At 72.5% G+C, this 14,187-nt stretch carries 12 protein-coding genes; 2 read left to right on the forward strand and 10 right to left on the reverse strand.

Annotation, left to right across the window (positions count from 1 at the left end):
- Positions 1-2: 2 nt before the first annotated feature.
- The 3 genes from ACIA47_RS27875 to ACIA47_RS27885 form a co-directional block, all read right to left on the reverse strand.
- Positions 3-623, reverse strand: coding sequence for an HAD family hydrolase (locus ACIA47_RS27875; RefSeq protein ID WP_396711351.1), 621 nt, complete (start codon positions 621-623; stop codon positions 3-5).
- On the reverse strand, positions 623-4,237 hold the full coding sequence (gene smc / locus ACIA47_RS27880; protein ID WP_396711352.1) for a chromosome segregation protein SMC: 3,615 nt from the start codon (positions 4,235-4,237) through the stop codon (positions 623-625). The genes ACIA47_RS27875 and smc overlap by 1 nt, the downstream gene beginning before the upstream one ends.
- A 348-nt stretch (positions 4,238-4,585) precedes the next feature.
- Positions 4,586-4,780 (reverse strand): hypothetical protein, encoded by a 195-nt coding sequence (locus tag ACIA47_RS27885; RefSeq protein WP_030487463.1) that lies wholly within the window; start codon positions 4,778-4,780, stop codon positions 4,586-4,588.
- Positions 4,781-5,152: 372 nt separating this feature from the next.
- Here ACIA47_RS27885 and ACIA47_RS27890 point away from each other — a divergent pair, with 372 nt between their 5' ends.
- On the forward strand, positions 5,153-6,316 hold the full coding sequence (locus tag ACIA47_RS27890; protein WP_396711353.1) for a CAP domain-containing protein: 1,164 nt from the start codon (positions 5,153-5,155) through the stop codon (positions 6,314-6,316).
- A 115-nt stretch (positions 6,317-6,431) separates the two neighbouring features.
- A complete protein-coding gene (locus ACIA47_RS27895; protein ID WP_396711354.1) occupies positions 6,432-7,274 on the forward strand; it encodes an endo alpha-1,4 polygalactosaminidase in 843 nt (280 codons plus the stop codon).
- A 209-nt stretch (positions 7,275-7,483) separates the two neighbouring features.
- Here the strand turns inward: ACIA47_RS27895 and ACIA47_RS27900 are convergent, their stop codons facing one another.
- From ACIA47_RS27900 to ACIA47_RS27930, 7 genes are all read right to left on the reverse strand, one after another.
- Complete coding sequence (locus ACIA47_RS27900) at positions 7,484-9,703, reverse strand: MMPL family transporter (protein WP_396711355.1); 2,220 nt, start codon at positions 9,701-9,703, stop codon at positions 7,484-7,486.
- Positions 9,704-9,922: 219 nt separating this feature from the next.
- Positions 9,923-10,780: a bifunctional DNA-formamidopyrimidine glycosylase/DNA-(apurinic or apyrimidinic site) lyase gene (mutM, locus tag ACIA47_RS27905; protein WP_091393055.1), complete on the reverse strand. Its 858-nt coding sequence runs from the start codon at positions 10,778-10,780 to the stop codon at positions 9,923-9,925.
- Positions 10,773-11,696 carry a ribonuclease III gene (gene rnc / locus ACIA47_RS27910; protein ID WP_396711356.1) on the reverse strand — a complete coding sequence of 308 codons (924 nt, stop codon included), beginning with the start codon at positions 11,694-11,696 and terminating at the stop codon, positions 10,773-10,775. The genes mutM and rnc overlap by 8 nt, the downstream gene beginning before the upstream one ends.
- Complete coding sequence (locus tag ACIA47_RS27915; protein ID WP_112678695.1) at positions 11,693-12,676, reverse strand: phosphate acyltransferase; 984 nt, start codon at positions 12,674-12,676, stop codon at positions 11,693-11,695. Before ACIA47_RS27915 ends, rnc begins: the two co-directional genes overlap by 4 nt.
- 114 nt (positions 12,677-12,790) lie before the next feature.
- On the reverse strand, positions 12,791-12,964 hold the full coding sequence (gene rpmF, locus ACIA47_RS27920; RefSeq protein ID WP_030335284.1) for a 50S ribosomal protein L32: 174 nt from the start codon (positions 12,962-12,964) through the stop codon (positions 12,791-12,793).
- Positions 12,965-12,969: 5 nt separating this feature from the next.
- On the reverse strand, positions 12,970-13,533 hold the full coding sequence (locus ACIA47_RS27925; protein WP_091393061.1) for a DUF177 domain-containing protein: 564 nt from the start codon (positions 13,531-13,533) through the stop codon (positions 12,970-12,972).
- 109 nt (positions 13,534-13,642) lie between these two features.
- A complete protein-coding gene (locus tag ACIA47_RS27930) occupies positions 13,643-14,140 on the reverse strand; it encodes a hypothetical protein (RefSeq protein WP_396711357.1) in 498 nt (165 codons plus the stop codon).
- Between the last annotated feature and the right edge of the window lie 47 nt (positions 14,141-14,187).

The raw sequence follows: 14,187 nt of genomic DNA on the forward strand, positions 1-14,187 counted from the left end.
GCTCAATAGTCCAGGGCCGCCCGCAGGTAACGCAGGTCGGCGTGGCCACCCCAGCGGTGCGCCGACAGCCCGGCCGACCGGGCACCCCGTACGGCCCAGTCCTCGTCGTCGACGAAGAGGACCCGGGCCGGCGGGGTGGCCAGGGCCACGCAGGCGGCCTTGAAGTATTCCGGGGCGGGCTTGTGCACGCCGATCACCGAGGAGTTGACCACCACGTCCAGCTCGCCGACCAGGCCGAGCGCGGCCAGGTCGGCGTCGAGCAGGTCGGTGGCGTTGGTGCCCAGCCCGACCCGGACGCCCGCCGCACGGACCTCCCGGACGAACGCCAACACCTCCTGGTCGACCTCTCCCCGGTAGCTCTGCCACTGCTCCACAGCGGCGCGGGCCCGTTCCGGGCTGCCCACCGACTCGGTCAGGGCGTCCGCCACGCTGCTCACCCACTCGGCGTGGTTGACCTGGCCGGTGAGCACCGGCTGGAGCCGCCCCCACTGCATGGCGATCTCGCCGAGCACGCCCTCGGAGAGGCCGTACTCCCGCTCGACAACGGCGGCCACCGCCGGGTCCCACCGGCGCAGTACGCCGTCGAAGTCCAGCAGGAGCGCCGTCGCGCGTTCCCGAGCCACTACCCGTTCTCCTCGCCGCGGCCGTGCCGCTGGTCGTCCTCGTCGGCCCGGTTGAGCCGTTGGCTGATCACCTGAGTGACCCCGCTGCGCATTGTCACGCCGTAGAGCGCGTCGGCGATCTCCATCGTCCGCTTCTGGTGCGTGATGACGATCAGCTGACTCTTCTCCCGCAACTGTGCCAGCAACGTGATCAGCCGTCCCAGGTTGACGTCGTCCAGGGCCGCCTCCACCTCGTCCATGATGTAGAACGGGCTGGGCCGGGCGCGGAAGATCGCCACCAACATGGCCACCGCTGTCAGCGACCGCTCGCCACCGGAGAGCAGCGACAGCCGCTTGATCTTCTTGCCCGGCGGGCGGGCCTCCACCTCGACGCCGGTGGTGAGCAGGTCGTCCGGCTCGGTGAGGATCAGCCGTCCCTCGCCACCGGGGAAGAGCACTGTGAACACCTGCTCGAACTCCCGAGCGGTGTCCTCGAAGGCGCTGGCGAAGACCTCCAGGATCCGCTCGTCCACGTCCTTGACCACTGTGAGCAGGTCCCGACGGGTGGCCTTGAGGTCCTCCAACTGCTCGGAGAGGAACTTGAAACGCTCCTCCAGCGCGGCGAACTCCTCCAGCGCGAGTGGGTTGACCTTGCCGAGCAGGGCGAGTTCGCGTTCCGCCTTCGCGGCACGCTTCTCCTGCACCGGCCGCTCGTAGCGCACCGGCTCGGGCACCGGCAGACCGTCACGTTCGGCCGCCGCGACGTCGACCTGGGTCGGCGGCACGGGCTGAGTCGGGCCGTACTCGGCGACCAGCGTCTCCACGTCCAGCCCGAAGTCCTCGGCGGCCTTCGCCTCCAACTGCTCGATGCGCAGCCGCTGCTCCGCCCGGGCCACCTCGTCGCGGTGCACCTGGCTGGTCAGCCGCTCCAACTCCGCGCCGAGCCGCTTGGCGGCACCGCGTACCTCCTGAAGCTCTGCCTCCCGCGCGGCACGCTCCAGGGCGACCGCGTCGCGGTGCTCCTCGGCCGTCGCGATCGAGGTGGTCAGCCGGGTCAGCGCCTCCCGGGCGCCACCGGCGACGGACCGGGCGATGCCCGCGCCCCGGGCGCGGGCGGCCCGCCGGGCCGCCGCGCGTTCCCGGGCCGCGCGCTCCGCGGTGGCCTGCCGCGCGAGCGAGTCGGCCCGGCCGGCGATCGAGGAGACCCGCTCCTCGGCGGTACGCACGGCGAGCCGAACCTCCATCTCGTTCTGCCGGGCCTGCGGCACCATGGCCGCCAGTTGATCCCGTTCCTCCGTGGAGGGCTCGGCGTCGACCGGGGTCTCCTCGGCCAGCCGTAGCCGCTCCTCAAGCTCGGCGAGCGCGGTGAGGTCCCGTTGCCGGGCAGCCTCGGCGCGGGAGCGGGAGTCGCCGAGCCGGTCGGTCTCGGCCTTCGCGGAACGGGCCGCCGCGCCCAGCTCGGCCAGCCGGCGAGCGGCGGCGTTGCGGTGGCTCTCCGCCTCGCGCTTCTCGGCGGCGGCGTGCTGCACGGCCTCCTTGGCTGCCGCCACCTCGGCGCGCGCTTCGACCAACTGATCACGCAGCTCCAAGCCAGCGCGTTCGGCGGTGACCCGGTTGGCGCGGGCCTCCTCGACGGCGGCCTGCACCTCGATGTAGCTGGGGGCCTTGGCCGAACCGCCCGCCGCCGCGTACGCCCCGACCACGTCGCCGTCCGGGGTGACCGCCCGCAGCTCGGGGTTGCTGGCGACCAGCTCGGCGGCGGCTGCGAGATCGTCGACGAGCGCCACGTCCCGCAGGGCCCGGTGCACCGCCGGACGCAGCTCGGCGCTGCACTCCACCAGGTCGGGCGCCCACCGGGCGTCGTCCGGCAGCTTCGGGCGCAGAGCGTCGGCGGAGCCGGTCATGCCGGGCCCCGCCGGGCTGCCGACCAGCAGGCCGGCCCGGCCGGCGTCGGAGATCTTCAACAGCCGCATCGCTTCGACGGCCTCGTCCACCCCGCTGACGGCGACCGCGTCGGCGAGGCCGCCAAGCGCGGCGGCCAGCGCGGCCTCGTGACCGGGCGCGACGGTGAGCAACCCGGCGAGGCTGCCGAGCAGGCCGGGCACGTCCCCGGCGCGGGCGAGCAGCGCCCCGGCACCGTCCTTGCGCCGCAGCCCCAGGGCGAGCGCCTCCTCGCGGGCCTTCCAGGTGGCGGCGTCCTTCTCCGCCGCCCGCTCGGCGTCGGACAGTGATCGGACGGTGGCCTGGGCCCGTTCCTGCACGGCGACCGCCTCGGCGTGCCGGGCGTCCAGGTCCGCGTTGTCCCGGTCGGCCTCGGTGGACTGGGCGGCGACCGCGTCCAGGTCGGCCTGCGCCTGCTCGGCGCGGCCCAGCGCGTCGGCGTGCGCGATCGCGAGGCGTTCGATCTCCTCGCCGGCGCTGGTGGTCCGGGCCCGGGCCGAGTTGACCTGGCCGGTGAGCCGGGCCATCCCCTCGCGCCGGTCGGCGATGGCCTTGGCCGCGGCGACCAGCTCGCGCTCGGCGGCAGCCAACTGCCGCTCCAACTCCTGGCGGTGCTCGACCGCCTCGGCCAGTCGGATCTGGTCGTCGGTGAGCGCGCCGCGCAGCTCCTCCTCCTGCTCGCGGACGCGTTCCGCCTCGGCCTCCAGCTGGTCCGGGTCGCGGCCGGGCCGCTCGTCGTCGCCGGTGGCGCTGAGGTGCCGCAGCCGCTCCCGGGCCAACTGCTCGATCGAGCGGAAGCGTTCCTGGAGAGCGGAGAGCTTGTACCAGGTGTCCTGGGCGGCGGCGAGCAGCGGCGCGTCCTCCGCGAGGGCGGCCTCCAACTCGCCGAGCCGGCCCTGCACCTCGGTGTGCTCACCCTCGATCTGCTCGCGCCGCTCGCGCAGCGCGGTCTCGTCGGCGATCTCCCGGTCGAGGGTGGTCCGCAGGGTGGCCAGGTCGTCGGCGAGCAGCCGCAACCGGGCGTCGCGCAGGTTGGCCTGAATGGCGGCGGCGCGCCGGGCCACCTCGGCCTGCCGGCCCAGCGGCTTGAGCTGACGGCGCAGCTCGGCCGTGAGGTCGGTGAGGCGGTTGAGGTTGGTCTGCATCGCGTCGAGCTTGCGCAGCGCCTTTTCCTTGCGCTTGCGGTGCTTGAGGACGCCGGCCGCCTCCTCGATGAACGCCCGGCGATCCTCCGGCTTGGCGTGCAGCATGCCGTCGAGGCGGCCCTGCCCGACGATGATGTGCATCTCCCGGCCGATGCCGGAGTCGGAGAGCAGCTCCTGGATGTCGAGCAACCGGCACGAGTTGCCGTTGATCTCGTACTCGCTCTCGCCGGAGCGGAACATCCGGCGGGTGATGGAGACCTCGGTGTACTCGATCGGCAGCGCGCCGTCGGTGTTGTCGATGGTGAGAGTGACCTCGGCGCGACCCAGCGGCGCCCGGCCGGCGGTGCCGGCGAAGATGACGTCCTCCATCTTGCCGCCACGCAGGGCCTTGGCGCCCTGTTCGCCGAGGACCCAGGCGATGGCGTCGACGACGTTGGACTTGCCCGAGCCGTTCGGGCCCACCACACAGGTGATCCCGGGCTCCAGCTTCAACGTCGTCGCGGAGGCGAAGGACTTGAACCCCTTCACCGTCAGGCTCTTGAGATACACCTACTCGATCCTCGTCCGGTGGCCGCCGTACCGTCGCCGGCTGTGGGGACCTGGGTGAACTCGCAGACTAACCCGACGGTGGGAGCGGCTCGGCACGCGACCCGCCCCGCGTCGTGTCGACGGTGGGCGGGCTGCTATTCCGGAGACCGCGGGAAAGACAAGTGCCTTTCATGATCGGCTTATCCGTCGACACGCTTTCCGGTAACTGTGCGGCGCGCTTCCCGCACGATCGGCCGCAAGATCATGAATCGTCGGCGTCGGAAAGGTCCCGGACAGTGTTACGCGCCGGCACAGAGGTGTCGGCGCGTATTTTTGCGGTGGTGCGATTCAGTTTTTACGACCTGAAGATCAGGTCAGCGCCGGCTCGGCCAGACGGAGCAGATCATCCGCCTCCGCCGCAGCCGCCGCGAGCCGATCATTGTCGGCACGCAGACGCGTGATCTCGAACTCCAGTGCCTGAACCCTGGAACGCAGTCGGGTGACCTCGTCGAGCAGACGCCGGTCGGGCGCTGCACCTACGTGGCCGTAGAGGGCCTTCGCCATGCTGACTCCTTGATATGCGCTGCCGGAAAGGCCGGCCAACGCGCGCCCAATTCATACGCGGCTGTCATTCCAGGCTGTATCTGGGCATGACCGGGCGCGACTGGCGACACCTATATATTGAGCCGCAAACCCCTCCTTCGTCAAGTTCTCGCAGGCCGTAGATCATCTCCACGTCGACCTGTCCACTTGCCGGGGGGCTGCCGCAAGGCACGGACACTCTCTGTCCGGACGCCTTTACTGTACGCCCGGATCTGCGGAAGTCCGCACCCTGGCGTCCGACTTCCCCTTAACTCTTTCTTAGCCACGTTGCCGCAGGTCGTAGGCGCGCCGTAGCGTCACCCCGGCCCGCAACGGACCCCTGGAGGCATAGGCGTGTACGGCTGGACCGATCCGATGGACCCGAACGGCGCCCCCCGGCGCGCCGAGGGACCGACCGACGAGCCGGCCTGGCTGCACGACCGCCCAGAGCCCCGCTCGGCCTACCTCTTCGGCGACGAGCCCGGTCAGTCGGGCGACGGGTGGCACCGGGAGCAGCCCACCGAGGGCCGGCAACCGGACCCGATGATCCCCGCCGAGGCGGCCGACGCCCGCACCGCCGCCTGGGGGGCCTACCAGCCGGACAGCGAGACCGACGGCTGGGGCGACAGCCGCCCGGCCCAGGACACCACCGGCGGACGGCGCGCCGAGGCTCCCGGCGGCTGGCACACCGACACCGACCCGGAGTCCACCGACGGCTGGCGCGGAGCCGCCGAGACTGGCCGGCCCGGCGAGGGACGGCACCGCTCCCCACGCCGCTGGCGCCGGCCACTGATGATCGGAGGCGCCGCCGCGGCCGCCACCCTCGTGGTGAGCTTCGGCGTCGGCGCGCTCACCCTGCCCGGCGGTGACGACGGGGCCGCCCAGCCGACGGCCGTCGACGACTCCTTCGCCACGTCGGCCGCGCCGACCGAAGAGCCGGCGCTGGACACCCTCGCCGCACCCTCCCCGTCCACCATCCCCAGCCCGGCGTCTCCGAGCCCATCGCCGACCAAGGTCGTCAAGCCCACGCCGACGACGTCGCGGAGCACCGCCGCGTCGCGCCGCAGCGTCGAGCGCAGCACCGCGCCGAGCAACACCGGCAGCTCCACCGGTTCCAACGGCTCCAGCGGCTCCGTCAGCGCTCAGGCGCGCGAGGTGGTGGACCTGGTCAACGCCGAGCGGGCCAAGGCCGGCTGCAAGGCGCTGAGCATCGACGACAAGTTGATGACGGCCGCCCAGCGGCACAGCCAGGACCAGGCCGACCACCAGAACATGTCGCACACCGGCAGCGACGGCAGCAACGCCGGCACCCGGCTGGACCGGGTCGGCTACACCTGGCGCACGTACGGCGAGAACGTGGCCTGGAACCAGAAGACCCCGGCCGCGGTGATGGACGCCTGGATGAACAGCTCCGGCCACCGGGCCAACATCCTGAACTGCGCGTTCACCGAGATCGGCGTCGGCATCGCCAACAGCAACGGACCGTACTGGACGCAGGTCTTCGCGGCGCCGCGCTGACCGCGCGTCGTTCCCGCCCCCGCGCTCGTTGACCCGGTGAGGTACGTCGGCCGGAGCGTGGAGGCCGCGTACCGGTGCGGGCGGCGACCGGCCGTCCGGGACCCGGGAGCTGCCGATGCGGATCCGGCCGCGGCGACGCGTCGCCGTACGCCCACTGCGCCGCGTCCTGTCCGCCAGCGTCGCTCTCGTGCTCCTGGTGCCGGCGTACGGGTGCCGGCCCGCGCTGACCCCACCCGGCGCGCCCACCGCCTGGCCGGCGGAACAGGCCCGGCACTGGCAGTGGCAGTGGCAGCTCAGCGGCCCGCTCGACCCGGCGGTGGACGCCCAGGTCTTCCTCCTCGACCCGGTGGCCACCACCGCCGCACAGACCGCCGAGTTGCGCTCCCGGGACCGCCGGTTGATCTGCCAGGTGAACGTGGGATCGGTCCGCTCCGACGACCCGGACGCCAGCCGGTTCCCGGAGGTCGTCCGGGGCGCGGCCGGGCGTCGACCCGACAGCCGGTGGCTGGACGTCCGGAGTTGGGACGCGCTCCGGCCGGTGCTGGCCGACCGGTTCCGGCTCTGCCGAGGAAAGGGCTTCGGCGCGGTGGCGCTCTTCGACGCCGACGGGTACGCGGCGCGCACCGGCTTTGCTCTCGACTTCGACGACCAACTGCTGTTCAACCGCCGGCTGGCCGAGCTGGCCCGCTCGCTTAGTCTCTCCCCGGGGCTGGTCAACGACGTGCCACAGCTCGCCGCGCTGGCCCCGGACTTCGACTTCGCGGTCAACGAGGAGTGCGTCCGGCTGGCCCAGTGCGCCAAACTGCTGCCGTTCAGCGACGCCGGCAAGCCGGTCTTCCACGTCGAGTACACCGGCTCGACCGACGACTTCTGTGTCACCACCGTCGGTTACGGCTTCGCGTCGATCCGCAAGGACCGCACGCTGGACGCCTCCCGGGAACCCTGCCCACTCCCCTGACCCGCCCCGCCCCGCCCGCGATGCCCCGCGATGCCCCGCCCCGCGATGCCCCGCCCCGCCCCGCCCCGCCCCGCGATCTTGCACTTTCGGTCGCTGGTTTGCCGGGTTGGCCCGCTTTTGTCGCGACAGAAACTGCAAGATCGGCGGAGGCGGGGCGGGGACGGGGCGGGGACGGGGCGGGGCGGGGTGGGGCGGGGGCGGGGCGGGGGTTAGGGGACCGGGACCAAATCTGGGGCGGGGGCGGGCGGGTCGGTGGGCGCGGGTGCCGGGCGAGGGCGCAGGAAGCGCGGGGCCCACCAGTTGGCGTCGCCGAGCATGGTCATCAACGCCGGCAGCACCACTCCCCGGATGATGGTGGCATCCAGCAGGATCGCCGCCGCCAGACCGATGCCGAGCTGCTTCATGTCGATCGTGCTCAGCGTGGCGAAGATCGAGAAGACCCCGACCATCACGATCGCCGCACTGGTCACCACCCCGGCCGACGAGGTGATCCCGTACGACACGGCGTCACGGTTGGGCAGGCCGGACCGGACACCCTCGCGGATCCGGCTGACCACGAAGACGTGGTAGTCCATCGAGAGGCCGAAGAGCACCACGAACAGGAACAGCGGCAGCCAGGACACGATCGCGCCCATCGAGGTGAAGCCGAGCAGTCCCTGCGCCCACTCGCCCTGGAAGATCAGCACCAGCAGGCCGTACGCGGCACCGGCGGAGAGCAGGTTCAGCGCGATCGAGCTTGCCGCGATCACCACCGACCGGAAGGTGAACGTCATGACCAGGAAGGTCAGCACCAGCACGAAGCCCATGACGAGCGGCAACTTGTCCCGGACGTGCTGGGCGTAGTCCTCGCTGTCGGCGACGCTCCCGCCCACCGCGTACTCGATGCCGGGGATGCCCCGCAGCTCGACCGGGACCAGGTCCCCGCGCAGCTTCTCCAACGACTGCACCGACCGGTCGTCCCGACTGGCGTACGGGGTGGGGACGTCCAGCACCGAGACCCGCCGGTCGGCCGACACCTCGATCTTCGGGCCGTCCGCCTCGGCCGGGGCGAACAGCGGATCGCCGGCCGCCCGGGTGGACAGGCCGGTGAGGGCGGCGCGTACCCGGTCGGCCTGGTCGGCGGGCGCCCGGACCGCCACCACGTGGTTGGTGCCGGCGCTCGGGAAGGCGGCGGTGAGCCGGTCGTACGCCTGCATTGCCGGAGTCGTGCGAGGCAGGTCCTCCATGCCGGGGAACTTCAGCTTCATGCCGAGAGCCGGCGCGGCCAGCGCGAGCAGCAGCCCGACCGAGATGACAAGCGTCGCCACCGGCGCGCGCAGCGCGGGCCGGAGCACCGCCGGCCACAGCCGGGGCGCGCGGGGCTCGCCGTGCCGGCCGGTACGCGGCGCGGTCAGTCGCCAGAGCAGCGGCACCCGGGGCCGGTCCACCCAACGGCCGAGCCGGGCCAGCAGGGCGGGCAGGACGGTCAGTGAACCGGTCACCGCGACGGCCACCACGAGGATCGAGCCGATGGCGAGGGACGAGAAGACCACGTCGCTGGCGAGCAGCAGCCCGGCCATCGAGATGATCACCGCGAAGCCGGAGACCACCACCGCGTGCCCGGAGGTCTCCGCGGCGATCTCCACCGCGTCCAGACCGGACCGGCCCTTGGCACGTTCCTCCCGCTCCCGACGGATGTAGAACAGCGAGTAGTCGACGCCGACCGCCATGCCGATCAGCAGGATCACCGGTGCCGTGGTGTCGGTGGCCGGCACCAGGTGCGAAGCGAGAGTGGACAGACCCATCGCGGCGGCGACCGAGGAGAGTGCCAGCAGCACCGGCACGCTCGCCGCGATCAGCGCGCCGAACGCGATGATCAGGATCGCCAGGGTGACCGGCAGACTGAGCAGCTCGGCGCGCTTGAAGTCCTTACCCAGGGTGTCGTCGAGGGCCTGGCCGATCGACGGTCCGCCGACCTGCTCGACGCGCAGCCCGGGGTACGCGTCCTGCACGGTGGCGGTGGCGTCGCGCAACGGCTGCACCCGATCCGAGGCCGTCTCCGGGTCACCCGACATGGTGATCGGCAGCAGCAGCGCCGAGCCGTCCCGCGCGGTGACCGGTTGGCCCACCCCGGCCACCCCGGCGACCGTACGCAGCCGGGCCGCCGCGTCGTCGGCCGCCGACTTCGCCGCCGCCTGGTCCAACGCGCCACCCCGGGAGGTGATGAGGACGTTGTCCACGGCCGGGTCGTCGAAGTCACCGGCGTCCACGATGAGGCTGGCCCGCCCCGCCTCGCCGATCGCCTGGTCACCGCTGGTGGCCTCGTTGAGTCCGGCGGCGTTGCCGCCCACGAAGCACACCGCCACGAACACGGCCCACAGTGCGATCGCCCGCCACGGGTGCTCGGCGCTCCACCGCGCCAGCCGCACCGTCACCGGTCTTCTCCCCATCTCGGGTCCCCCTGTCACGTCAACCCCCTGTCAACGGTGCTGACGCTAGGTGCGTGACGAGGCGGTCACATCGGGGATCGACCCGGGCCCACCCTGGAACCACCACACCGGGTGCGGGGGTGCGTTCACCGGGGGTCGAACCTCGATCCGGACGTACACCCGGGTCACCCCGGAGCGACCCGCCGCGACCCGCCGGCATCGCCCCGAGCCGGCTCCGGGTCATCCCCGAAGGGAACCCCGGGGCCGTGGCTGACAGTGCGGGCAGCTGTACGAGGACCGGTTCATGAACGCCTCGCGGCGGATCGGCGCGCCACACCGCCGGCACGGCTCGCCCTCGCGGCCGTAGGCGTTGAGCGCCCGGTCGAAGTAGCCACTCTCGCCGTTGACGTTCACGTAGAGGGCGTCGAAGCTGGTGCCGCCCTCGCTGATCGCCTCGGCCAGCACGTCGCGGACGTGGCCGAGCAGGCGCTGCGCGGCCGGGCCGGTCAACGCGTCGGTGGGTCGGCCGCCGTGCAGCTTGGCGCGCCAGAGCGCCTCGTCGGCGTAGATGTTGCCCACCCCGGAGATCAGGGTCTGGTCGAGCAGCGCCCGCTTCACCTCGGTGTGCCGGCGGCGCAGGGCCGCGACGAACGCCTCGTCGGAGAACTCCGGGTCCATCGGGTCGCGGGCGATGTGCGCGATCTCGTCGGGCAACTCGGCGCCGCCCTCGCTCACCGAGAGCCCGCCAAACGTGCGCTGGTCGACGAAGCGCAGTTCCGGGCCGTCGTCGCTGAACCGGAACCGAACCCGAAGGTGGGTCTCGTCCGTCGTCCCGGGTGGCTGGAGCAGCAGCTGACCCGACATGCCGAGGTGCCCGACGATCGCGTCACCGCTGTCCAGTGGTAGCCACAGGTACTTGCCGCGACGGCGGGCGTCCAGCACCGTCCGGCCGGCGAGCACGTCGGCGAAGTGCACGTCTCCCGGAACATGTCGGCGGACCGCACGCGGATGACGAACCTCGACGGAGGCGATCCGACGGCCGACGACCCACTGCGCCACCCCCTGTCGGACGGTCTCCACCTCGGGCAGCTCAGGCACGCGGCCGACCCGTCTCGTGACCGTCGGCGCCGCCGGCCGGCAGTGCCTGCGCCAGGTGGTCGGCCTGCTCGGCCTGAGCCGCCCGCTCGGCGCACTCCAGCGGCCCGAACGGCTCGTCCCGGTCGGCCGAGTCGTCGCGAGCGGTCGGCTGCTCCTGGCGATCGTCGCCGGCGCGACCATCCTGGCCGTCGTCGCCGTTCTGACCGTTCTGCTCGGCGAGCGTCCGCCAGGCGGCCTCGGCGGCCCGCTGCTCGGCCTCCTTCTTGCTGCGGCCCTCGGCGCCGCCGTACCGGATGCCGGCCACCACCACCCAGGCGGTGAACGTCTTGAGGTGATCCGGGCCGGTGCCCTCGATCCGGTACTCCGGGACGCCGAGACCGAGCGCCGCCGTCAGCTCCTGGAGGCTGGTCTTCCAGTCCAGGGCGGCCCCGCGACCAGCAGACTCGGCCATCAGCGGGTCGAAGAGCCGGTGGATGACGATCCCCGTGGTGTCCAGGCCGTACTGGAGGTAGATGGCGCCGAGCAGCGCCTCCAGCGTGTCGGCGAGGATGCTCGCCTTGTCCCGGCCACCGGTCGTCTCCTCACCCTTGCCGAGCAGCAGGTACGCGCCGAGCCCGTCCGGGCCCAGACCGCGGGCAACGTCGGCGAGCGCCCGCATGTTGACCACGCTGGCCCGCAACTTGGCCAACTGGCCCTCGGGCAGATCCGGGTGGTTGTGGAACAGCGCCGTGGTGATCACCACGCCGAGCACCGAGTCGCCGAGGAACTCCAGCCGCTCGTTGGTCGGCAGCCCGCCGTTCTCGTACGCGTACGACCGGTGCGTCAACGCGCGCTGGAGCAGCTCGGGTTCCAGGCTCACTCCGAAGGCGGCTTCCAGGTGACCGACGGACGCCCGCCGCCGCTTGTCGTTGCTCATGTGCGTACCTCGGTGTCGGTGGAGCGGTCGGTGCGACCCGTCGCGGCGTCGCGGTCGAGCAACGCGGAGACCAGATCGGTGGCGCGCCGCCGCCACAGGTGGGCGGCGAGAGCTATGCCGGAGGCGACGTCGTCGGCGCGGGCGGACCCGTGACAGACGACCACAGTCCCCGCGACGCCCAGCAGGGCCGCCGCGCGGGGCGCGCCGCCCTGGGCAGGTGGGCCGCCGGCCATCGCGTACGCGCCCTCAATGGCCTTGAGCAGCACGTTACCGGTGAAGCCATCGGTGACGACCACATCGGCGCGCGCGCCGAGGGCCACGTCGTACCCCTCTACCAGGCCGACGTAGCGCGCCCCGCCGGGCAGCGGTTCGACGGCGAGCAGGGGGTCGGTGGCGCGGCGGACCCGGTCGCCCTTGCCGGCCTCGGTGCCGACCGAGAGCAGCCCGACCCGGGGCGCGGCGATCGAGTGGGCCACCGCCGCGTACGCGGCGCCGAGCACGGCGTGGCGGGCGAGGGTGGCCGGGCGGGGTTCCAGGGAGCCGCCGACGTCGAGCAACACGACCGGCCCCGCCACGGCGGGCAGGGTGGCGGCCAGCGCGGGTTGGCGGATCTCCGGCGAGCGGCCGAGGCCGAGCACGGCTGCGGTGACGGTGGCGCCGGTGGCGCCAGCGGAGACCAGGGCGTCGGCGGTCCCGTCCCGGACGGCGGTGACCGCGGCCCGGACGGTGCTCTCGGAGCGGGCGGCGCTGGGATGGTCGGCCATGCCGACGACGTCGCGGACGGGTCGCACCGTGATCCGGGCGCGTTGCGCCGGATCGAGGGCAGCAATCAGCTCGTCGGCGACCTCGGTCGGACCGACGAGAAGCAGATGCAGATCAGGGTCGGCGCGCATGGCCCGCAGAGCGCCGTCAACCACGACGGCGGGAGCGTCGTCCCCGCCGAGGAGGTCAACGGCGATCCGCGCGGCGCCCGGCTCCACCGGAACGCCGGCCGGATTGGGCCGGCCGGCGTCGGAGGGAGCCGGGGCACCGGGCGAATGCCAGGATGCGCGCGCCGCCCGACCTGGGGTCGGGGGCGTCACTCGGCGTCCAGGTCAGACCTCGAGAACCTGGCGGCCGTTGTAGGTGCCGCAGACGGAGCAGGCGGCGTGCGGCAGCTTCGGGGACTTGCACTGCGGGCACGCAACGGTCGCGACCACTGTCGCCTTCCAGTTCGCCCGGCGGGACCGGGTGTTGCTGCGCGACATCTTGCGCTTCGGGACGGCCACGGTTCTTACTCCTCTGTAACGGTCAGTTGCGACAGGCCCGCCCAACGCGGGTCGATCTGCTGGTGACTGTGGTCGGCCGGCAGATCGTCCCAGTGCGCCCCGCATTCGGGGCACAGTCCTGGGCAGTCCTCCCGGCAGAGCGGGTTGGTCGGCAGCGTGAGCACCAACGCGTCCCGCAGCGCCGGCTCCAGGTCGATCAGATCGCCCTGCATCCGGCCCACCTCGTCCTCGTCGGTCGTGGCGTCCGTGGTGCTGTCCTCGTACGCGTACAGCTCCTGGATCGTCACGCCCATCGAGTCGTTGATCTCGCGCAGGCAACGGCCGCACTCGCCCCGGACGGGACCGGTGATGGTCCCGGAGACGAGCACGCCCTCGGACACCGACTGCAACCTCAGATCGAGGTCGAGGTCCGCGCCCTCCGGCACGCCGATCAACTCCACACCGAGGTCCGCCGGTGCCGGCACGACCCGCCGGACCTCACGCAACGCGCCAGGGCGACGCGGGAGGTCCCTCGTGTCGAGGACCAACGGCGACCTGGGGTTGAGTGTCGATGGCGAGTGCTTGGGCATAGTTAGACTCCGGCCGGTGAGAGGCCGACAAAAAAGGTTACCTGGGCGACCGCCGGACCGTCGAACCGGGGGCGACGCCCGCCTGAGAAGTCGGCTGGTGAGGTGCCGCTCAGAAGGGTAGCGGGCGTTCCGCCTCTTCCCCAGCGAAGGTGCCGATCTCCCGCAGCGCGTGCATCTTGTCCCGGCCGCGCTCTATCGAGGCCAGCGCCCGGGTGAGGAACTGCTCGAAGTTGGCCAGCGCGGTGTCGACGTAGTCGTCGACCTCCTCACGCAGGCGCTGCGCCTCGGCGCGGGCCTCGCCGATGATCCGGGCGCCCTCGTGCTCGGCCGACACGGTGATCTCGTTCACCGAGACCAGGCGGGCGTGTTCTGCCTCACCCTCGCTGATGATTCGGTCCGCCTCGCGCTTGCCGGCTTCCATGATCTTGTCGCGCTCCTCCAGGAGTGCGGCGGCGCGACGCAGGTCGGCGGGGAGATCGGCACGCATCTCATCGAGGGCAGCGATCATCTCACCCCGGTCGACCATGCAGTTGTTGCGCGACATCGGCACGGAGCGGGCCTGCTCCAGGATGGCGATCAGTTCGTCGATGCGATCGAGCGGGTCCACCGGCTACCTCACTCCTGTCGTTCGTCGGCCGACCTCCATGATGCGGG

It is taken from the genome of Micromonospora sp. NPDC051227 (assembly GCF_044455385.1).
GTDB lineage: Bacteria > Actinomycetota > Actinomycetes > Mycobacteriales > Micromonosporaceae > Micromonospora.